This window comes from Microbacterium sp. HA-8 (assembly GCF_046111165.1).
In the GTDB taxonomy this organism is placed as follows: domain Bacteria; phylum Actinomycetota; class Actinomycetes; order Actinomycetales; family Microbacteriaceae; genus Microbacterium.
In genome coordinates, this window is record NZ_CP162025.1 from 259,050 (window position 1) to 280,206 (window position 21,157).

Here is a 21,157-nt window from a genome sequence, read left to right on the forward strand (position 1 = left end):
CGGGTGGGGTCTCAGTGGGCGTGGGCCTGGCAGGTCCACGCGTCCCATTCCTGCTCGTTCGTGTTCCAGGAGCGGGGTTTTGCGGGGTCGTGTCCGCGTGCGCATCCTCCGAAGTACGCGCGGGATAGTCGGGGGATGGCGAGGCTGAGGCGTTCGTGGAACCCGATCGGCCCGAACCCGGTATCGGACCGGTCGAACGCGGCCGTGTGCGCGGCGTGCAGGGCGGAGAGTTCCTCGACGAGATGCCCGTGCTGGTACCAGCACGGCGGAACCACGGACTCGGAGATCCGATACCGAACCGTGAACCATTCCACCCACGCCCGCAACGCCTGCCATTCAGTGCGGGCATCCCGATCGGTCAGGGTGCGCCAGTCCACGACGTGCCCGCCGATCGGGGCGGAGCCGGCGTAACGGATGTCGGGTTCGAGCTCGGTTAGGTCCGCGGCGATCGCATCGTCCAGATCGATGGGGTCTTCGTAGTCATTCATGACGGGCTCCCGTCAGGGGATTGCAGAGCGGGGCGGAGGCGTTCCAGGGCGAGGCGGGTGGCGTCTCGGCGGGTGCGGTTGCGGGAGAGGACCACGTCGCGGTCGATGAGGCGGTGCAGCAGGTCATGGCAGTACGCGTGCAACGGGATGAGGTCCTCATGCGCCTCGAGCGCCTTGTACCGCCCCTGGATGATCGTCACCCCGGTGTAGTCAAGGTGGTGCAACTGCAGCTGCCTTTTCGACGCGGGACGACCGCAGGCCGCGCAGACCAGTGGCCACCCGAGCGCTGCCTGTTGGGTGAACCAGCGGTCCCGGCGGGCGAACCAGGCCGGGGAGCGGAGGAACCCGGACCGGTACAGGTTCATGATCGGGGGTTTGCGGTGGTTGCTCATTCGTCGATCACCGCCTCCGTTGCATCCGCCCGGGAGGGGGCGGACGGGCGTCGTGTCTCGAACACGTCGCGTTGCTCTTGCTCGGTCTGGTGTTTGCCGGTTTGGATGGTGGCGGCGTCGCGGCGTTCGTCCCACCCGGTGAGTTCCAGCAGCACGCTGCGCCGGTTGCGGTAGGCGAGCAGCCCGGTGCTGGGCGGGAGACGCCGGATCTCATCCACCGACATCAGGGGGCGGCGTTCGTGGTGCTCGTTGGTGGAATGCCCGGCATCCCGTGTCGTCCAGGACCGTAGCGTGCGCTGGGTGTCGCGGGTGCCGAGCAGGGATTCGATGTCGCGGAGGTGGTTCACGTGGCTGGCCCCGCCGAGGAGCACTTTCGCGGTCGCGGCGGCCCAGATCGTGTCGGCCTCCGCCCGGGACCAGGATGTCTCGGCTTGGGAGAGAGCCTGCAGGACGATGAAGGTGCAGATTCCGCGGCCGCCGCCGTCGGCCATGATGCGGGGCAGGTTCCCCCATCGGAACATGTTCGCGATCTCGTCGAGGATGAGTCCGAGCGGGTGGGTCAGGCGGGAGCCGGGGGAGGCGAGCGCCGTGGTGCGGGCGACTTCGACGATGTCATCCAGGAGAGCGCTGAGCCATCCGCCCATCGCCGATGCCCCCGACGAGGACCCGATCAAGTACAGGGTGTTCGCGGCGTTGAGGAATTCGCGCGGGTCGAACGTCGGGTCGCCGGGGTGTGGGAGCAGGGTGTCGCGGATCTGCGGGACGGCGAGCGGGGCGACGGCGCCGTGCACGCCGAACCAGATGGAGGAGACGAGTTTTTCGTCCCCGCTGATGGTGGCGTCGAGGCTGTCTCCCCACCCGGGTGTGCCGTCGGCCTTGAGGATGTCGACCGCGTCTCGGGTTTGGGCGGGGCTGGTGCCCCAGTCATACAGTTCCGCGATCGACTTCCCGCCGACGGCGGCGGCGTGCAGCAGCCGGCCCAGGACGACACCGGAGGCTTGGGCCCATTCTCCGTTCGTGGTCGAGGCGCCCAGGGCGGTGCCGGTGATGATCGCGGTCCCGCGTTGCATTGCAACCAGGGGGTTCTCGCAGCCGACGATCGGGGAGACCCGGAGCGGGTGACGGATGCCGGAGAGCCCTTGCGGGTCGAACACGTGGACGGTCCCGCGGGCCTGCCGCATCCGCATCGTCGCGGTCAGGTTGTCGTTTGTGGTTGATGTGGTGATCAGTGGTCCTGACCAGTCCACGATCGCCGAGATCAACACCCGATACCCCTTCCCGGACCGGGGCGGCCCCTCGAGGGCGACGGAGTCTTCGATGGAGACGTATACGTCTTGCCCGCGGGCGCGCCCGACTCGCCACCCGACGTCGGTAGGGGTGGGTCTGGCCAGGTCGGGGCGGAGTTGCTGGGCGCGACGCAGCACGGCGCGGGCGGAGAGATGGTCGCGGATTTCGGAGGTGCTGGCGAATCCGGTCCGGGTGCGGAGGTCCGCGATGAATGCCCGGTCCGATTCCCGGTACCGGCGCACCGCCCTCACCAGCCACACGGCGAGCCCGGCGACGAGGAGGACGGCGGCCACGTCGGCGACTCGAATCCACTCAACCGGCAGGACGCACCCGGCGGGGATTGCGTACCCGGCCGGGTTGCCGGTGATCGCCAGCCCGAGGCCGGCAAACAGGTTGCCCGGTGTGGGGCGGGTGCCGCAGACACGCCCCGTGATCGCCTCGGCGAGGAACCCGAACGCGACGGCCAGGATCACCCCGCCTGCGATGGTGATCGCGACCGTCTTCCCCAGCACACCCTGCGACATGGCCAACCCTCGCTTTCAGAGTGCCTCGGCGGCCGCGGCGGCCGCGCCCAGCCAGGCGTCCCGGGTGCGCCGGTGCAAGGCGTCGAAGCGGAGTTGCCCGGCTTTGAGGGCGGGATCGAACGGGACGATCTGGACGGCGCGGACGTGCGGGGCGAACCCGTCCGCGATCCGACGGGCCACGGTCAGAGCAGGTTCGGATTGGGTGACGATGACGACGGCATTCGCGGCCAGTGCCGCGGAACGCTCGTCACGCCCATGGAGCGCGTCCAGGAGGAGGGCGGCGGATTCGGCGGACTCGGGGGTTGCGAGGGTGGGGATCACGAGTTGGTAGGAGGAGTCGATCATCCGCAGCCACCGTTCGGCGGACTCATCGTTGCCGGAGTCGAAGATCACGAGCCGGTAGTAGCGGGCGGCGACCTGCATCAGCAAGTCGAACTCGGCCGCTTGGATGCGTTGATCGGTGGCGAGCAGTTCTGGGTTGGAGCGGAGGACGTCGTACCGGTCGGTGGCCTGGTGGTGCACGAACCGGGTGATGTCGGACACTCCTGCGGACGGGCTGAGGAGGGTGGGGGCGGCGGGGAGTAGGTCGCGGAGGGTGGTGTCGTAGAGGCCTTGTTCGGTGCGCCAGCCGAGGGTGCCGCGGGTGTCGTTGTTGTCCCAGGCGAGGACCTGCCCGCTGCCTTCCCTTGCGTAGACGGCGGCGAGCATCGCGCACGTCATCGTCTTACCGACGCCGCCTTTGCCGTTCGCGACGGCGATCGTGCGGCATCCCGCCCACTGCCGCGATACGGTCGCCGTCCACGCGGCCCGCTCGCGCTGTGCCGCCGAGGGGCGCACGGTGATTCCGAGGCGGGCGAGCGCGCCCCGCCACCAGGCAGAAGCGGCGGGAGTGTCGATGGTGGAGGTGAGGAAGGTGGGGCGTGTGGGGGACTCCACAGCCGGCAGCGGTCCTGCGCGGAGGCCATCCGGCCGTGGAGTCTGTTCCCTCACCTCCTTTCCCTGCCCCCTGTTGTGGGCGTCGTCGGAACTGCTCGTGGAGTCGGATGCGGTGGTGACAGGGGTGACCGGGGTGAGGGCCCCATCGGTGCCGATGAGGAGGTGGTGGTCGCCGCGGTCGCCGGAGGTGACCAGTTCGACCGGGGTTCCGGTGCGGCGGGCCTCGTCGGTGGCGCGGCGCAGGATCGTGTGCCGGATGTCTTCGCCCCCGGTGGCGGTGATCGGTTCGGTGTGCCCGTCGAGCGTGACGAAGGTGGCGTGGGGGCCGGTCACGGTCGCATAGGTGCGGGGGTGGGTGACGGTGCTCATGATCAGAGCTCCTCTGTGAGGTCGCGGGTATCGGGGAGGAGCCACCCGTCCAGGCTGGTTTCCGGGGTGGGGTCGGGACCGGGCCAGTAGGTGTCGAGCGTGGTGGGGTCGATCAGCCGGAGCTCGGCGTCGTTGTGGTCGGCGGGGGTGACGGCGTCGTCGGTGGCGAACAGGTCGTACTCCCACGGGGTGGAGGTGGCGAAGCAGTCCACCAGGTAGGAGTACTGGCCGACGTAGGCGAGGAACTCGCCTTTACGCAGCAGCCGGGCCATCTCCACGTGCGGGGCGGGCAGGTTCAGCCGAGTGCGGAGGGCGGTTTGTTCTTGGTGGTTGACGCGGAAGATGAACTTGTTTTCGATGTCCCCGACGATCGAGTAGGCGAGGGATCGTTGTAGGGAGTCGGCGTCGCCGACCGCGTCCAGGTCGCCCATCTTGTGCAGGATCACGATGTTGCTGATCCCGTAATGCCTGCTGAGTTTGAGCCACTGTTGGAACATCTGCAGGGATGCCAGCGAGGTCATGTCCCGCCATCCTTCTTCACGCACCACGTAGCGGGTGCGGTGGGCGGCTCGGTCGCTGATGACGGCTTGGATCCACGCGGTGGAGCACACCTGGGTCAGTTGCGCGGCCAGGTCGCCGCGGGCGAACAGTTCGCTGGTGTCGGTGACCACGATGGGGGCGTCCTGGTCGAATGTGACGGTAGAGGCGTCTTCGAACAGGCCGGATAGATCGCCCTCGACGAACCTGCGCAGCACGAACCGGGGTTGGATGGCGCCGTCCGCGGCGTGGAAGGCGGCATCCGTGTCCGCGGCGAGATGCCCGAGTTGCTCGTAGACGCCGCGCAGCGTCGGCTGGTCGCCGGTGTGTTCGATACACCGGTCGAGGGCGTCGAGGATTGCGGCATGCTCGACCGCGGTCAGCCGAGACCCGAGGGTCATTTCGATGAGGGCGATCAGGGTGCCGATGCGGCGCTGCTTGACCATCTGCTCGTGCTGCTCATCGGTCGTGTCCGTCCGGCGGGGTCCGCGGTCGAGCGGGTTGAGGCGGGTACCGGTGCCGCCGCCGAGGCGGATCACCCGCCCACCGGGGATGGCTTCGGCCACGGCCACCCATTCGCCTTTCGGATCGGAGGGGACTACGACCTGGTGCCCGAACGCGATCGACCGGGTCACGAGGGTTTTCACGGTGGCGGATTTCCCACCCCGGTACGCACCGAGCACGAGGATGTTGGTGGAGAAGGTGCCGCGTTCGGTGGAGTCGACATACGCCTCCCACGGGGAGAAATGCCACAGCGCGTCCGCGTTCAAATCCACCCCCAGGATCGGGCCCCGGTGACCGAGCCCGGAGTCGGCTACGAACGGGTAGATCCCGGCGATGTGCTGCGAGGTGGCCTGATGGGCCGGGATGACCGCTTTCGCGAGATTCCAGTACCCGCCCTGCACCAGCCCCGGCCCGAACGGACCGGGCACCGCCGCCTCCGGGAGAGAACGGTCTTTCCTCGACGACCGTGCTGGCCTCTCGGGCGGTGCCCCTTGGGCGATCTGGCGGCGCAGTTCCTTCTTTTGCCGGCGGGTGAGGTCGGCGGGGGTGAAGGTGGCGGTGTGGCGGGCCATCACTTCATCCCCAACCCGATCGGCAGCGCGTTCACCATCAACGCTTCGGCCTGCTGGCAGTACAAGACCTGCGCCTCCATCCCGGCACGAGACAGCGCGTTGCGCATCCCGGCCAAGGCCTGGTCGAGGCGTTCCTCGTCGGGCGCGGTGATGGTGAGGTAGGCGCCGTAGTGGAACTCGCCGTGCCCGTTCGCGATCTCCTGCTCCTGCTGCTCCAGCGCGCGCCAGTCCGCGGCGTCCGCTGCCGACCCGTCCGCGCCCCGCTTCGCCCGCAGCGACTCGTTGCCCCGCCATACCTTCTTCTCCTCCCGGATCCGCTTCAACGCCTTCGACACCGGCACCGGCGTCAGCACGATGGACAGGATGTGGGTGATCGCCTCCCCGGTGTTCGGGTGCCGGGCGAACACGATCGGGGCGAGGAACCCGACGGGCGAGTCCGAGCGCGGCCATTCGTGCACCCACAGGGTGGTGTGCACGCCCGAGTCGGTGACGACAATCCCGTTGCGGTGCGCGGGTTCGTCCAGATACATCGGCCCAATCGCCACCGGGTCCACCCCGGTCAGGGCATCGGGACGGTTCTGCACGACCGCCGCGAACTCCGGGTCGAACGCGAGCCGCCCCAGAGCGGCGACGTCGCGCGGGGTCAGCCAGCGGCGCACGGTGATCTTCGCCGCCGTCAGGGCGTCGGCGAGGTTGCCGGCTTCGATCTGCGCCAGGGCGAGAATCGCGTCCTGGCCACCGCCGAGCGCCTTCAGCTGTGAGCCGAGGACGACCAGGTCGAGGGTGAGGATCAGGTAGTTGCGGTGGGCGACCTCGAACCGTTCGGACCGGTCCATCACATCCTGATAGTTGTGCGCGACCGGGGAGTCCGGGTTGAGGTCTTGGACGCGGCGGACGGTGTCGTAGTGTTCCCGGGCGGCGCGGATCGTGGTCGGCAAGGTGCGTTCCTGCAACGTCACTCGCTTCACCCCCGGGCGTTGCGTGAACGGGCCCAGGACCCGGTCGAACTGCTCGGCCAGGTCGAACCGTTCCGGCAGGTCATGCATCAAAAACCCCTGCACCTCGAGCTCTGCGATCACGGACACGGACCGGTCGTGGGGGTTGTAGACGGCGCCGGCCTGGCCGGTGTCCCACAGCTGGATCGAGGCCCGCGTACCGGGAAGGTTCAGCGTCCCGGCCAGGCGTGGCCGTTCGGGGCGGAACGTGTGCGTGGTGGCGCCGCCGGCGTGCCGGACTTGCTTCATCAGCCACAGCCCGGCCATCCGCGGGGTAGAGACCCCGTGGATGCTGGTGAGCGCGGTCACGCCGAACCCGAGATACAGCGGCGCCCCATACAACAGCCCCAGCGGGCCGAACCTGTTCACGAACACCAGCAGGATCAGCGCCGCCGTGGCGAGGAAGGCGAGTTGCCAGGGGTCCATGCCCATCACGACGCCTTGCCGTGACCGGCGCGGCAACCGGACAGGGCGCGCGTACTCGGGTGTGGCGGTCATAACGATCTCCCATCCGTGGTCGGAGGTTGCGGCGACGTCGCCGGCGGACGTGACGGCGCGGGCTTCCCGGCACTACCGCTCGACCCAGGACCGCTCGACGGGGCGGTGCGGGTCTGGGCGGGAGAGAGCGCACCGCGCGGCGAATTCGCCGACGTCGAGCGTGTCGAGGCGGACCTCGGAGAGGGGCCGGTGGATGCGGACGAGCTGCCGGCCGGGCGCACACCGGAGGGTAGCCCGCCCAGGCGGGTGGGGATCTGTGCAGCGGAGCGGGCGGCGCCGGTGGCCATCCGCCCGCCGTGCGAGCCGAGACGGGACCCGACACCGTCGGCGGCGACCGCACCGGCGAAGCTGAACAGTCCGAAGATCGCGAACGGCGCGAACGCCACCAACACGAGCCCGACCAGCAGCGGCCAGGACTGCGGGTTCCAGATCGTCTTCACCCCGGCGAGGCCGTTGATGATGAGGGTCACGAACCCGATCGTGAGCGGCCCCGTCAGCAGCAGTACGATCACCGCGGATACATACCGGACCACCCATTGCGGTCCGATGCCGCGGACCGGGAACAGCATCCATGCAACCGGACCGACCATGATCAGCGCGGCCAGCACGATGTTGCGGAACGCGAACACCAGCATGAGCAGCAGCATCCCGAGCATAAGGAGGAAGTGGATGAGGAACGCGAAGAAGTAGTTCGCCTGTCCGCCCGCCCACATCACCGACTGCAACGTCGAGTACATGCTGGCGGGGCCCTCGCCGTTGAGGATGTACCAGGTCATCTCATCGACCGCGTTCAACAGATGTCCGGTCAGCCACAGCGTGATCGCGACTGCGGGGATCGCGATGAAGGACCGCACCAACGCTCCGACCAGTTCGGCCCGGTCGCCCGAGACGACCGCGGCGGCGATGGCCCACACCATCGCCCCGAACGTGATGATGAGGATCGCCCACTGCCAGAACGACCACTGATCGACCGCCGCCGTCCACAACAGGCTGCTGGTATCGAAGCGCATGTTCTCCGCGACGAGGAACATCATCCCGGTCGCCGCCAACGCCATCCCGCGACCGGCATTCTCGAACGTGACGCAGACGGCATCGCCAAGGCTGCACCCGTACTTCACAGTGAGCGCCTTGCCTCCGTCGGATTGGATCGCCCGCGCGTGCCCCTCGTAGGTCGTGCAGACCGTCGCCTTTTCGCCGCCCAGAGAGACGCCTATGAAGCACTGCTGAGGTGTGACGTTTCCTGGATCGGTCGGTGTGCAGGTGACTTGTCCGCTGGCGATCTGGCAGTCGACGGGATAGGCGGGAGCCGACCACGGTTCTCCGCCAACGACCTCCATCCGCACAGGGCTGGGGGCATGCGTCGTCATCGCTTGCGCGGCGGTGCCGGATCCCACGGTCAGCGCGATGCCCACGACGATGCCGAGACGGAGAACGCGCGACAGGTTCATCAGAAACCGAAGTCGAAGTTCACGAACCAGGCGAATAGACCGGATGCGGCGCCAAGCACGGCGGCGGCGATGAAGATCCAGAGGATGTTCTCGCCTGCCCAGGTGCGGACCCGGTCCGATGCCAACCCGCGGAATGCGAGGGCAGCGCCGGCGATGATCAACATGATCAGCACGACCAGCATCGCCCCGGCCAGGATGTAGGACGCGATGACTTGGAAGCCTTGGAAGAACGGGGCCGAGAAGTCGGGTTGGATGTCGGGGATGTCGACATTCCCGGGAGTGGTGCGCCTGGACATGATCGTGCTCCCTTGCTCGGTGGCCTACATCAGGGGGAGGCCGCGGGCGGCCATGAACGGCTCCGGGGCTACCGGAGTTCCGGAATCCCGGACTTCGAAATGCAGATGGCAGCCGAACGACTTCCCCGTGTTGCCTTCCGCGCCCAGCGGGGTACCGGCGGTGACCGCCTGCCCGACGGTGACGCGCAGCGAGTCCCACTGCATGTGGCCGTAGAGGGTGACGATCTCGCCGCCGTGGTCGATGCGGACCGCGTTGCCGTAGCCCTGATAGGAGCCGGCAGTGATCACTTCGCCGGGCCCGGCGGCGTAGACGGTGGCTCCACAGCCTTGGGCCATGTCGTAGCCCTGATGATCCGTGGAGCAGTAGCTGCATCCCTGCACCGGGTTGTACCCGAACCCGCGACCTTTGGAGTAGTCCCCGGCGAGCGGAAATCCCCACTCGCCGCTGACCGCTGGAGCGGCACCGGACCCAGCCGAGGTGGTGCTGACGATGCTGCCCGCGACGGCGAACGGGACGGCGATCAGCGGCGTCAGCAGGAACGCGACCGCTAGGAGGGCAGCGAGGCTCGCCCCGATCAGGATCTTCCGGCCAGTCCTCGTGTTGAGGGCTGCGGCGGCGATCATCGGGGCTCCCATGTCAGGGCTCCAACGGCTCCGTGAAGTAGCGGACCACCTTGCAATCCCCAGCCTGTTGCGCCGACTCGAGTGTCGGCACCGATGCCGGCCCGCAGAGCACCTGGACGCTCACCCGCACCGGTTCCTCGTACGCCGTCTCCCCTCCGTCGCCATCTGACCGGGTGAACGTCAACGTCACGTCCGAAGTGCCGATCGACATGTCACCGGATGCGTCATCGCTGACGGCAACGTAGATGACGTCCCCACTCGTCTTCGCTACGACGCGGCCATCCTCGCGGGCGAGCGAGTCCCACTCCTCCTGAGGAAGGACAACACCCGTCCGCAACTCGACCTGCGCGTCGTCTACCGATGACTGTTGGTCGGCTTCCGACGTGTAGCGGGTGTCTGGCGTGAACCAGCTGTCGAGGTAGTCCAACCATTCTTCGCGGGTGCTCAATGTGGTGTCGAACGTGGAAGCCGCTTCGAGCGCGGCCCGGATATAGGTCTCGGGGTCAGTTGTGATCGGCTCCGGTACCCATCCACGCTCAGAGACCGCAGGATCCACGAACTCACCGCCCGCTGATTCCGTTCCACCCGGGCTCGGAGTATTCGAGTTTCCGCCGGGGCTACCGGTAGGGGATGGGGAGGAGAGGGTGGAGCTGACGATGATCGCGACAATTCCGGCGATCAGGACGAGGCCGCCGATGATCGCCCACGCGAGTCCGCGCCGCCCTGAAGCCTGATTTGTCGTCATTGGTCAGCCCTCCTGATCTTGCAGGATGGCCACCGTGCACGGGGAGAACGGCTCGCGCGACGGTCGCCGTGGCGGCATCTTACGCATCCGGGGGCAGCACGGAAAAGGAACCGACCCAAGGTTGTGGACAACTCGGCACAAATGCGTGCGTGTGGACACCTCGCGACAGAGCCGAGTTGGGTGAGCGAATTTTAGGCCGTGAATGAGCGAGTCGTCTGTAGGAAGTTTGGGGGACAAGGCTGCGAGCGCCGCGTTCGACCGCGGTGCCTGTGGCTTGCTCAACCCGACCATGACCACACGGTATAGCAGTGTTGTCTTCGAGTAAACCCCTAAGTCGTATTGTTTGCTGGACGTGTGCACGGTCGGTGCAGCAGAATGGACCTCATGCCTCGTATCGCTCAGCCAGCGGGTTCCGAGGGTTCCGAGGAGCCGATCGCGCTTCTCGGGAGCCTCGTCAAAGCAGCGGTCCTGCGATACCTGCGATCGAACCCGGACGTCACCGCCGGCCCCATCTGCGACGCACTTGAACTTGGTGCGTCGACGATCAAGCCGATCCTCGACGAGCTCGCAGCGGCCGGCCTCGTCATCGCCGACCCACCCCCGGTAGAGGGGCAGTCCCGGAGAGGGATCTGGATCAAGTACCGCGTGAACGACGAGGCCGTCACCGACCTCTACCTCCGGTTGGGAATGGCGATCGGCGAGTTCTGAGCGGCCGCTCGCCGGTTCGCACCTTCCGGAGATCTGGGCGCTCTTGGGGATCGCGACGAGATAGCGTGCCAGGACAGCGCCGCGTTGTGCGAAGCGGGGCGATCGGGGGCTTGTCGATTCGGATCCGAAGGCGGCGGCGGCGGACGTGCTGGTCGATTGAGATCAATCGGCGAAACACAACCGCCGCAAGCGTCAACCCTGCGGGGGCATCGGGCTTGAGCCACGTGAGACCGTGTCGTCGCAGCCACCGCGACCGCGACACCGTCCGTCGGGTAGCTACGCATGCGCCAAGTCACGTCGATTGCCACGCGCTCGGGTCGATGCCATGCGGCCCTCCTGGTCGTTGATGGTGTCCTTCTACGGGTCTGAGTGTGAGTCAGCTGCGCCTTCGCCATGCGGCGGCTTGGGGATCTGACTATGAGACTGCCAGTACGAAGATGCTCTTCCCCACTCCGATCCCGCTGCCTCGGATGTGCGACATCCCAGAGGTTCCCGCCGCGCAGGTGCCTGGAGCTTTGGTGATCGCGGAAGCCATTGCCGCGAGGATGGCCTTGACCGGCGAGTGAGTGTGCGGGAGATTCTCTCCAGAGCACGGCCGCACATTGTTGGTCGCTGAATCGCGCGTCAGTCGACGGTGAAGACTTCGGGGTGGCGACGGAGCTCGAGTCGACTGCGGCGGATGTGCCCGGCAAGTGCCCTTTCGGCTTCCTCTGGGTCGCGGCGTCGCATTGCGCTGACGATGAGGTGGTGATCGTGGTGGACGCTGCGGTCGCCGTCCGAGTAGTACAGCCTCGTCACCGCGCGGCGGTAGTGCTGGGTGCGATTCCACAGCGACTTCACCGTGTCTCCGAGGACGGTGGTGGGTGCGGCGTCGAGACACGAAAGGTGGAATTCTTCTCGCTCGGCTTGAGGATGACGGTATTACCTGCCGCGAGAGCAATGGGGAAGAACCACATCGGCGCGCCTACGCGTACCCGCCGGGAAAGCCAATGCTGCGGCGCGGACGGCGACGGCGACGTCGGCTGTCTCGGCTAGCGTCACCGATCCGCTCTGCGCGCCGGTGGCAGGGTCGAATACCGCGCTCAGGCGGCGGTCGGGCAGGTCGACGCGTGCACCGTCGATCCAGTGGGGAATGCGCTTGGTCATCGAAACCTCTTCTTCTGAGTGATGTTGTGATCAGTCCATGACGACAACGGCGCGGCCTGTGATCTCGCCGAGCGCGAGGGCCCGGTAAGCGGCGTCCGCGTCGTCAAGGGCGTAATGCCGGGTGACGACGCCCTCGGCGTCGAAGTGCCCATCGGCGGCCAGCTGCACGACGGCGGGCAGATCTACCCGGGTACGTGCGCCGAACGAACCGGTCACCGTATAGCCGCGCCGCACGAGCGGCGTGATCTCGATTTCGGCCGTAGCGGTGCCCGCGGCGATGCCGATCGCGACCATGCGTCCGCCATCGGCGAGGATATCGATGGCCTGACGGAAGGTCGCCGGGTGCCCGAGCGCCTCGAATGAGACGTCGACCCCATGTCCACCGGTCAGTGCGCGGACCTCCGTCTTCACATCGACACTGCTTGAGTTCACGGTATGGGTCGCGCCGAGCCGGAGGGCCGCCTGGAGTTTCTCGTCCGAGACATCGATGGCGATAATCGGATCGGCGCCGGCGGCCTTGGCGATCTGCAGGACTGCGCTACCTACGCCGCCGACGGCTGTGATAGCGACGGACTCGCCACGTTCGACGTGTCCGGCGCGGTGCACGGCGCCGTAGGAGGTGAAGGCGGCGCAACCGAGAATCGCGGACGCCACCGGGTCAAGGCCGGCAGGAAGCTTCGTCAGTGCCGAGATCGGTACCACCGAGTACTCGGCGAGGCCTCCCATCGAGTACATAGCCAGGAACGAGCCGTCGGGTAGCGTGAGCCGGCTTGTGCCGTCGTAGAGCGTTCCTCGCAGGCGATTCTGGCCGAAGAAGTTCGCGCAGAGATCGTCACGACCGCGAATGCAGGCATCGCACTCCGTGCACGGCATGATGAACGCTCCAACGATGTCATCGCCCGCCTGTAGGCCGTGAGTTTCTACGGTTCCATCACCGAACGCCACCACGGTGCCGCTTATCTCATGTCCGAGCACCGCTGGGCGGGGAAAGGTGACTTCGCCCTTGATGACATGGAGGTCCGTGTGGCAGACACCGCACGCGTGCACCTTGACGAGGGCCTCGCCTTCCCGGGGTGTCGGCACAGCGATCCGTATGATCTCGAGCCCCGGGTGGTCGTCTCGCAGAACCGCGGCCTTCATGGTCTCAGGCAGAGCAGTTTTCTTGTCGATGTGCACGTCAGCACCCTCCTGTCGGTCAGCCGTTGTCAGCCTGCGACAGACATGTAGGTGCGGTCAAGCACTAGTCATGCATGGTGAATCTGCGAAATTGCAGATTCGATCGTTCGTAAAGGTATCGCGACCGGGTCAGGTCGACGGGACGAGAGAGTCCTGACGAGCGACGACCACTCGCCGCAGCGCCGCCCGGATAAGGTTGACGGCCTCGGGCGCGGGGCTGTCTCGGCGCATGCTTAGCGAGTAGGCCAGAAGGAACCGCACTTGATCGGGCAGGACGCGGACGAGGTCGGGCTCGCCTTCCGCCATGTAGCAGGGGAGAAGGCCGATCCCTGCCCCGTGCTGTGTGGCTGACACTTGTGCCGACACGCTCGTGCAACCCATCCCCACTCGCATGCCGGCGAAGCCGCGGGCGAGATCGAGCTCAGCGACGTTCAGATGCGAATCCACATAGAAGACGAGACGATGATCGGCGAGATCCTCCATCGATTCAATGGCGGATGCCTGCGCCAGATATCGACGGCTCGCGTAAAGTCCGAGCGCGTAGCTGGTGAGAAACTCTGACGTGAGCCAACCTTGGCGGGGTTCCCCGATGCTCACGGCGAGGTCGAAGCCGGACGCTCGCGAGGTCAGCGGACGAGTGGAAGTGACCAGCTCGATCGAAATGCCGGGATATCGCGCGACAACTTCGGTGATCGCTTCAGTGGCGAAGACGACTCCGAAGCCATCCGGCGCAGAAACCCGGACGGTCCCTCTGACGGTGCCTTCCTCGCCCGCTACCGCATCCCGAACGCTTTGGACGATCTGCTCCAGCGAGGCCGAGCGTTCCACGACGACGCGGCCGAGGTCGGTTAAAGCCCATCCGTCTGCGCCGTGCTCGACCATGGTTGCGCCGAGCGCTGCCTCCAAGCGGTTGAGTCGGCGACGCACGGTCGTGTGGTCGATGCCAAGCAACGTCGCGGCGGTGACGAGTTTCCCGGTGCGGGCGAGCGCAAGCAGCATGCGCAGGTCGTCGGTCGATACCTCACCGGTGGATCGTTGCGCGGTCGCGGTGTGATCGGGATTGCTCCGGGTCATGTGTGGTGACACTCCTTGTCACACGTCTTCGTGCGTGGTCGCCGATCGAATTTCGCACAGCGTCTGACGAACGAAGGAGCGGTGGTGGCTGATGGCATCCCACTCTATGTGCACCAACGCACATCGATCCATGCTCGCAGCGGTCGAGTTTGTGCCGCGTGAGCGGAGCATCGATCACTACGAGCCCTGAATTCCTGCGGTTTTACATCAAGTGGCGTGAACGTGCCGCACATGCCGAACGCGATTCTCGCACGAGGTTTACCGTCAGGCGGAAAACAGCGACCCGGCCAAAATGCGATTACACATAATGGTCGCTGCGGGATCTGCATAATCGCCCGCAATTCCTGGCAGCGGCTTGGTCGTGCACCGATGCACACGACCGTTACTCGACTACATGCCACCCAAGCAAAGGAGCTTTGATGAGAGTCAAGCAGTTTGGGATCCTCTCCGGAGCGATCCTCGCCGTAACAGCCCTCGGCCTCGCCGGCTGCGCATCGAGCTCGCCAGCGGTTACGCCGTCGGCGACCAACGGAGCGTTCGATCTAGATGCGCTAGTTACGGCGGCGAAGGCTGAAGGTTCGCTCATGCTTTACGGCGATTCGTCGGATGCGAGTATGAAGGCCTGGACGGATGCCTTCACACAGGAGTACGGCATCCCTGTGACGATCGTTCGCAACGCAACCGGGCCGCTTTTCCAGCAGTTCGCGCAGGAGGAATCGGCTGGGCAAGCCCAGGCTGACGTCCTCAGCATTCTCGATCACTCGGCTCTCGACCAGGCGGTCGACAATGGCTGGATCGCCGAGTACACACCCCAGGAGGCGGACGCCCTTCCGGCGGAATACGCACGCGCGGGCTACTACTACGCCGTCCAGAGCGTCACCTCGCCGGTCATCGCATACAACACAGACAAGGTCACGCCTGAAGAGGTCGAAAAGCTCCAGGCCGACCCGATGGGCTTCCTCGAGAGCAAGGGCCTCACCGATCGTGTCGGCGTGGTCGCCCCTCAGGCTGGCCAGCAACTGCAGGCGTACTGGTACCTCTACTCGGATGGTCCTGCGGCCGAAGACTTCGGCTGGGATGGTCTGGGCGGCATCGCGGCCAATACTGGCGCCATCTCGGATACCGTGACGATCGCGCAGAACGTCATCCAAGGTGAAGTCGACTTCGGGCTGCCGCTCGCCGACAGCTACGTGATCTCGCTGATTACCGGCAGCGGCGCCCCGCTCGGCTTCGTCTACCCAGACCCGACTGTCGCGGTCATGTCCGCTCTTGCGGTCGTCGAGAACGCGCCCCACCCGAACGCCGCGCGGCTGTTCTCTGAATGGGCCGCCTCCGCCGACGGTGTCAGCGCGTGGGCGGTGGGTGCGAACAACGCCCCGATGCGCAGCGACGTCGAGGACCCTCGTACCTACCTCGACGAGCCCTGGTTCTCGCCGAAGACGGACGACGTCTGGAGCGACTTCGGTTCGGATCCCGAATTCCTCGAGGCCATGACAGCCGATGGCTGGTACTTCCCGAAGTGGAACGAGACGTTCGGCTACTCAGGATGAGCACACGCGACCACACCATGACCACGACCGAAGCGAAGGAACATTGATGAGTACCAGAACACGTAGGGTCCTATGCGCAGCGATCCTCACCGCGGCCGCGATCGGCCTCGCGGCATGCTCGTCGGGGCCTGCAACACCGGTGAGCTCATCGTCGGGCGACGCGTTCGATTTGGCGACCCTGACGGCAGCGGCCAAGGCCGAGGGCAGCCTCACGATCTACGGTGATGCCTCCGAGGCCAGCCTCCGAGGGTGGGCCGACAAGTTCACCGAGGAGTACGGCATCCAGGTGTTCATCGTGCGCAACACTCCAGGCCCGCTGTTTCAGCAGTTCGCCCAGGAAGCATCGGCTGGGCAGCAACAGGCCGACGTCATCAGTATCGTCGACCATGTTGCACTGGACCAGGGCATCGAGAATGGCTGGATCGCGGAGTACACACCTCAGTATGCGGATCAGTATCCCGAGTCCGAGAGCCGGGCGGGGTACTACTATCCGGTCCAGAACGGCAACGCCCAGACGATCGCGTACAACGCCGACAGCCTTTCAGACGATGAGATCGAACTCATTCAGGAGAAGGGACTTGACGCGCTGACCGACCCGATCTTCGCGGGCCGCGTCGGTGTCGTCAACCCGCAGATCTCCTCGGGCGTCCAGGCGTTCTGGTACCTGTACACGGACGGTGCAGCGAAGGGTTTCGGCTGGGATGGTATGGAGGGCATCGCCAAGAACGTCGGCATGATCTCCGACACCCTGACCCTGGGCCAGAACATGATTCAGGGCGAGATCGATATCGCGGTGCCGATGGTCGACTCCTTCATCTCGTCGCAGATCGCCAACAACGGTGCCCCGCTCGAGTACGTCTATGCGACACCGACCATCGGTCAGACCGATGGTGTGGCCGTCGTGCAGAATGCGCCCCACCCGAACGCAGCACGTCTGTTCTTGGAGTGGGCTGCTCTCCCCGAGACGAACGCGTTCTACTCGACGATCTCGCAGTCCGCTCCGACCAACGTGAAAGCGACTGATTCTCGCAAGATCGTGAATGAGGCATGGTATGCGCCGGCCGGAGATGACACGTGGTTCGACTTCGGCAGCGACGAAGCGTTCCTGACGGCGATGAAGGCCGACGGCTCCTACTTCCCGAAGTGGAACGAGACCTTCGGATACTCCGGATGAATGTGACGGTCGGCGAACACGCGATGAACATCGGAACGGAGCTGTGATGCGCACGAAAGGCGTGTACGCAACGCTGCTCATAGTCGCAGCGGCAGGCCTGGCTGCGTGTTCGTCGGCCGTGCCCACAACGGTCACAGCACCTACCGAGAGTGGGAGCGCCTTCAACCTCGAGGCGCTAACGGAGGCAGCACAGGCCGAGGGCAGTCTTACTTTGTACGCGGACTCGACCGAGTCGGTTCTGCGGGGTTGGAGTGACGGCTTCACCAAGGAGTACGGCATCCCGGTGACGATTCTGCGTAACACCGCTGCACCGCTCTATCAGCAGTTCGCGCAAGAGCAGTCGGCCGGGCAGGCGATCGCCGATGTGTTCGGCGTGGTTGACGCAGCCACGATGGCGGATGCGCGGGAGAACGGTTGGATCGCGCAGTACACGCCCCAGAACAGCGACCTCCTGTCGAAAGATCTCGGCGACCCGGGCTACTACTGGGCCCTGCAGAGCTCTACCCAGCAAACCGTCACCTACAATCCCGACAACGTGACTGAGGACGAGGTCGAGTTGATCTTGAAGGACCCCGTCAAGGCCATGACTGACCCACGGTTCGCCGGTCGGGTTGGCGTCGTTCAGCCGCAGGTGTCCCAAGGTGTCGGGGCGTTCTGGTACCTCTACAGCGACGGCGCCGCTGCTGCCAATGTGGGTTGGGACGGCCTTGAGGACATCGCCGACAACACAGCGATGATCGCGGACAACCTCACGCTGGTGCAGAACGTCATCCAGGGCGAGATTGACTTCGCCTTCCCGATCGTCGACTCGATCCCGGCAGCTCAGATCGTCCAGAACGGCGCTCCGCTGCAGTTCGCCTACGCGACGCCAGCGACCGGATCGAGCGCACTCACCGGAATCGTCGCAGACGCCCCGCACCCGAACGCCGCGCGGCTGTTCCTCGAGTGGGCCGCAGAGCCCGACGCGAACTCGCTCTGGTCGAAGCTGTCGCAAACCGCCCCGATCAATGCCGAGGCGACTGACGGACGTGAGTTCACCGACCTGGACTGGTACCAGCCGGCGGGCGACGACACCTGGTTCGACTTCGGCACCGATCCCGAGTTCCTCGCGGCGATCAGTGCAGATGGCGACTACTTCGATCGCTGGAATGAAATGTTTGGATACACCGGATGACGACCATCAATGCCCCCGCCCCGGCCACCAGCAGCGGACGAAACGGGGATCCCGACCCGCCGACGAGGAAGACTACAGCGGAGGCGGTGACGCGCCGGAAAGCGACTAAGCGTGGGCCGAGCCCGTTCGCGGTCGTCATCCTGATCCTGCTCGGCGGCCTGATCCTCGTGCCCGTAGCGATGGTGTTTTTCGGCGCTTTCCAAAGCGCGGCGCCCGGCCTTCCCGGCACCACGTTCTCGCTTCGGGCGATCATGGAGGTCTACGGGACCACGGCGTACCTCGGCTCTCTCATCGGCACACTCCTGATGGCGCTCAGCGTCGCAGTACTGGCGGTGGTCTTCGGTGCGTTGGCGGCCTGGATACTCGCGCGCACCGACGTGCGGCTTCGAGCAGTTCTCGAACTCGGCGTGATCGTTCCGTTGTTCATCTCGCCCTTCATCGGCGCAGTCGCCTGGAACATGCTCGGCGCGCCGCGCTCGGGCATCATCAACGTGAACCTGCGCTGGATCTTCGGCACCGACGCGACATTCATCGACATCGGCACAGTGCCGGGCGTGATCTTCGTGATGCTGCTGTACTTCCTGCCCTACACCTACATGCTCATCTCGGCGTCGCTGAAGAACATGGATCCGGGTCTCGAAGAGGCGTCTTACATGAACGGCCGCGGCATCGTCGCGACTGCGATGAAGGTCACACTCCCGATCGTCCGCCCCTCACTGACGGCCGCGTTCTTCATGATCGCTGTCTTCGCGACCGGGATCTTCGCGATCCCCGCCGCCCTCGGCCTTGACACGGGCTTCTCACCGCTCGCCGTGCAGGTCTACCGCAAGATGACGGTCTTTCCATCTGATCCGCCCGCGGCAGCCGCGATCGGTACGCTTATCTTCTGGTTCACCCTGGCCGGCATCTACTTCTATCGCCGCTCTATTCGCAACAGCGCCCGGTTCGTCACGGTCGGTGGAAAGGCCACGCGTCCGCGCGTCGTGAAGCTGGGCTGGGCACGCTGGCCAGTCACGATCCTCGTCGCGCTCTACGGATTCCTGGCGGCGGTGCTGCCGTACGCGGCGATCATCCTCATTTCGTTGTCGCCCTACACGATCACAGACTTCCGCAAGATGCAGTTCTCGCTCGACAGTCTCTGGACGGTCGTCACCTCCCCGGATGTGACCAGCGCCTTGCTCAATACCGTGTGGATCGCACTGCTCGCACCCACTGTGGCAGTGCTGATCGGCCTTGGTGTCGCCTATATCACCGTGCGCGAACGCGGACGCATCGCCACGATCATCGACTACATCTCGAACTTCCCAATGGCGGTTCCGGGAATCGTGTTCGCAACAGGCATCATTTGGCTCTATGTGCGCACGCCGCTGTATGCGACGCTGGCGCTGCTGATAATTACCCTGGTCGCCACGTATATGCCGCAGGCGACTCGATTCGCAGCCACCGGCTTGATGCAAGTCGATGGGTCCCTGGAAGAAGCCGCGCGCATGTCCGGCGCGAGCAAGTTCCGCGCGATTACCACGGTCACCATGCCGCTCGTTGCCCCGTCACTGATGTCGGCATGGGTGCTCCTGTTCATCTTCTCGTCGCGGGAGGTGAACGAGGCGGTGATCGTAGCCGGTCCCCGCTCCCAGCCACTGTCCGTGCTCGCCTGGAACTACGTCGAGAACGGCTCGCTCAATCAGGCCGCAGTAGTCGGCCTGTTGATGTCGCTCGTGATGCTTGCCGGATTGATCCTGGCGAGATATGTCTTCCGCGTCCGACTCACCTCCTCCCAACTGTGAACATCCGAATCAGTACCCACGCAGAGATGGAAACCCAATGTCTATGACGATTGACAGGACGACGACCGCGACGCAGGAGCGCGTCGGTGCGTCGCTGAGCGTCCGAGATCTGCGCATCCACTACGGCAACGTCGAGGCGGTGAAGGGCATCTCATTCGACATCCTGCCGGGAGAGTTCCTCACGCTCCTCGGCCCTTCCGGATGCGGCAAGTCAACGACCCTGCGCTGTATCGCAGGCCTCGAACCCGCCTCCGCAGGCACGATCACGATCGACGACACGGTTGTGGCAGGTCCCGGAAAGCACGTGCAGCCCGAGAAACGTGGCATCAACATGGTGTTCCAGTCGTACGCTGTGTGGCCGCACATGACTGTCGAGAAGAATGTCGGCTACGGCCTCAAGGGCCTGCAAAAGGACGAGATCAAGACCCGCGTCGACGAGGTTCTCGACCTCATCGGGCTCGGCAAGTTCGCGAAACGGTACGGCACTGAGCTCTCCGGTGGTCAGCAGCAGCGTGTTGCGCTCGCCCGCGCGATCGTCACCCGTCCGAAGGTCCTCCTCTTTGATGAGCCGTTGTCGAACCTCGATGCGGGACTACGCGAGCAGATGAGGTTCGAGATCCTCGCGCTGCAGCGTGCCGTCGGGATCACCGCGGTCTACGTCACGCACGACCAGACCGAAGCTATGTCGATGTCCGACCGGGTCGTGCTGCTCAACGACGGTCTGGTTGAGCAATCCGATGCGCCGCGCGAGATCTACTCCCGGCCGCGCACTGAGTTCGCCGCGAACTTCGTTGGTCATGCGAACATCCTTCCCGGCCGACTCGATGGCGCCCGTGAGCGGTTGACCGTCCCGGGCATCGCCACGCCCGTCCTTGCCGCCGAGACCGCCGCCAACGATGTTCACGAGTCCGCCTCCGCGGTCTTCCGCGCCGAGAGCCTGCTCGCCGGGAGCGCGGCGGAGTCGGCAGAGAACGTATGGCCGGCGAAGGTCGAGCGAGTCTCATACCTCGGTCGTCACCTCGACGTGCTGTACTCGGTCGGCGACTCGAAGGTCCGTGGTGAGCTTCCGTCGGCGACGCCGATCGTTGTCGGCGACACGGTCACCATCGGCATCCGCGCTTCCGACGTGCACTTCGTGCCGCACACCGAGGCCTAG

Annotated in this window: 21 protein-coding genes; 7 read left to right on the plus strand and 14 right to left on the minus strand. The window is 65.7% G+C overall.

Annotated elements, in window-relative coordinates:
- Positions 1-11: 11 nt before the first annotated feature.
- Genes AB2L57_RS01165 through AB2L57_RS01210 form a run of 10 tightly spaced genes read right to left on the minus strand, consistent with a single transcriptional unit; the run spans position 12 to position 10,026 of the window.
- A complete protein-coding gene (locus AB2L57_RS01165; protein ID WP_051513879.1) occupies positions 12-488 on the minus strand; it encodes a hypothetical protein in 477 nt (158 codons plus the stop codon).
- Positions 485-880 (minus strand): HNH endonuclease signature motif containing protein, encoded by a 396-nt coding sequence (locus AB2L57_RS01170; protein ID WP_036300578.1) that lies wholly within the window; start codon positions 878-880, stop codon positions 485-487. Before AB2L57_RS01170 ends, AB2L57_RS01165 begins: the two co-directional genes overlap by 4 nt.
- A complete protein-coding gene (locus AB2L57_RS01175; RefSeq protein WP_100813447.1) occupies positions 877-2,691 on the minus strand; it encodes a type IV secretory system conjugative DNA transfer family protein in 1,815 nt (604 codons plus the stop codon). The genes AB2L57_RS01170 and AB2L57_RS01175 overlap by 4 nt, the downstream gene beginning before the upstream one ends.
- 15 nt (positions 2,692-2,706) lie before the next feature.
- Complete coding sequence (locus tag AB2L57_RS01180) at positions 2,707-3,996, minus strand: ParA family protein (protein ID WP_036300576.1); 1,290 nt, start codon at positions 3,994-3,996, stop codon at positions 2,707-2,709.
- A gap of 2 nt (positions 3,997-3,998) precedes the next feature.
- A complete protein-coding gene (locus AB2L57_RS01185; protein ID WP_157814015.1) occupies positions 3,999-5,609 on the minus strand; it encodes a hypothetical protein in 1,611 nt (536 codons plus the stop codon).
- Positions 5,609-7,102, minus strand: coding sequence for an SCO6880 family protein (locus AB2L57_RS01190; protein ID WP_036300538.1), 1,494 nt, complete (start codon positions 7,100-7,102; stop codon positions 5,609-5,611). The genes AB2L57_RS01185 and AB2L57_RS01190 overlap by 1 nt, the downstream gene beginning before the upstream one ends.
- Positions 7,099-8,550: a hypothetical protein gene (locus AB2L57_RS01195; protein ID WP_100813231.1), complete on the minus strand. Its 1,452-nt coding sequence runs from the start codon at positions 8,548-8,550 to the stop codon at positions 7,099-7,101. The genes AB2L57_RS01190 and AB2L57_RS01195 overlap by 4 nt, the downstream gene beginning before the upstream one ends.
- Positions 8,550-8,846 carry a hypothetical protein gene (locus AB2L57_RS01200; protein ID WP_036300536.1) on the minus strand — a complete coding sequence of 99 codons (297 nt, stop codon included), beginning with the start codon at positions 8,844-8,846 and terminating at the stop codon, positions 8,550-8,552. The genes AB2L57_RS01195 and AB2L57_RS01200 overlap by 1 nt, the downstream gene beginning before the upstream one ends.
- A gap of 24 nt (positions 8,847-8,870) precedes the next feature.
- Positions 8,871-9,470: a M23 family metallopeptidase gene (locus tag AB2L57_RS01205; RefSeq protein ID WP_157814014.1), complete on the minus strand. Its 600-nt coding sequence runs from the start codon at positions 9,468-9,470 to the stop codon at positions 8,871-8,873.
- Between the two features lie 13 nt (positions 9,471-9,483).
- Entirely contained in the window at positions 9,484-10,026 is a 543-nt protein-coding gene (locus AB2L57_RS01210; protein WP_409047890.1) for a hypothetical protein, read from the minus strand.
- Between the two features lie 573 nt (positions 10,027-10,599).
- Between AB2L57_RS01210 and AB2L57_RS01215 the strand changes: the two genes are divergently transcribed.
- A complete protein-coding gene (locus AB2L57_RS01215; protein ID WP_100813230.1) occupies positions 10,600-10,923 on the plus strand; it encodes a helix-turn-helix transcriptional regulator in 324 nt (107 codons plus the stop codon).
- A 624-nt stretch (positions 10,924-11,547) separates the two neighbouring features.
- Here AB2L57_RS01215 and AB2L57_RS01220 read toward each other — a convergent pair.
- The 3 genes from AB2L57_RS01220 to AB2L57_RS01230 form a co-directional block, all read right to left on the minus strand.
- Positions 11,548-11,763 (minus strand): FCD domain-containing protein, encoded by a 216-nt coding sequence (locus AB2L57_RS01220; protein WP_232711512.1) that lies wholly within the window; start codon positions 11,761-11,763, stop codon positions 11,548-11,550.
- 81 nt (positions 11,764-11,844) lie between these two features.
- The gene (locus tag AB2L57_RS01225; RefSeq protein WP_157811200.1) at positions 11,845-12,069 is read right to left on the minus strand and encodes a hypothetical protein; all 225 of its coding nucleotides are present in this window, start codon (positions 12,067-12,069) and stop codon (positions 11,845-11,847) included.
- A 30-nt stretch (positions 12,070-12,099) separates the two neighbouring features.
- Complete coding sequence (locus tag AB2L57_RS01230; protein WP_232711351.1) at positions 12,100-13,077, minus strand: zinc-binding dehydrogenase; 978 nt, start codon at positions 13,075-13,077, stop codon at positions 12,100-12,102.
- On the opposite strand from AB2L57_RS01230, the gene AB2L57_RS01235 reads away from it, so the two are divergent.
- Positions 12,982-13,296: a hypothetical protein gene (locus tag AB2L57_RS01235; protein ID WP_232711355.1), complete on the plus strand. Its 315-nt coding sequence runs from the start codon at positions 12,982-12,984 to the stop codon at positions 13,294-13,296. The two genes, AB2L57_RS01230 and AB2L57_RS01235, sit on opposite strands and share 96 nt — an antisense overlap.
- Before the next feature lie 78 nt (positions 13,297-13,374).
- Here AB2L57_RS01235 and AB2L57_RS01240 read toward each other — a convergent pair whose 3' ends face one another.
- Positions 13,375-14,319 carry a LysR family transcriptional regulator gene (locus tag AB2L57_RS01240; protein ID WP_100812284.1) on the minus strand — a complete coding sequence of 315 codons (945 nt, stop codon included), beginning with the start codon at positions 14,317-14,319 and terminating at the stop codon, positions 13,375-13,377.
- Positions 14,320-14,738: 419 nt separating this feature from the next.
- On the opposite strand from AB2L57_RS01240, the gene AB2L57_RS01245 reads away from it, so the two are divergent.
- Genes AB2L57_RS01245 through AB2L57_RS01265 form a run of 5 tightly spaced genes read left to right on the plus strand, consistent with a single transcriptional unit; the run spans position 14,739 to position 21,157 of the window.
- On the plus strand, positions 14,739-15,869 hold the full coding sequence (locus tag AB2L57_RS01245; protein WP_100812283.1) for an ABC transporter substrate-binding protein: 1,131 nt from the start codon (positions 14,739-14,741) through the stop codon (positions 15,867-15,869).
- Positions 15,870-15,915: 46 nt separating this feature from the next.
- Positions 15,916-17,043, plus strand: a complete 1,128-nt coding sequence (locus tag AB2L57_RS01250) for an ABC transporter substrate-binding protein (RefSeq protein WP_157811199.1) — start codon at positions 15,916-15,918, stop codon at positions 17,041-17,043.
- A 46-nt stretch (positions 17,044-17,089) separates the two neighbouring features.
- Positions 17,090-18,217 (plus strand): ABC transporter substrate-binding protein, encoded by a 1,128-nt coding sequence (locus tag AB2L57_RS01255; protein WP_157811198.1) that lies wholly within the window; start codon positions 17,090-17,092, stop codon positions 18,215-18,217.
- Positions 18,214-20,001, plus strand: a complete 1,788-nt coding sequence (locus AB2L57_RS01260; protein WP_036300527.1) for an iron ABC transporter permease — start codon at positions 18,214-18,216, stop codon at positions 19,999-20,001. The genes AB2L57_RS01255 and AB2L57_RS01260 overlap by 4 nt, the downstream gene beginning before the upstream one ends.
- Positions 20,002-20,044: 43 nt before the next feature.
- Entirely contained in the window at positions 20,045-21,157 is a 1,113-nt protein-coding gene (locus AB2L57_RS01265) for an ABC transporter ATP-binding protein (RefSeq protein ID WP_051513871.1), read from the plus strand.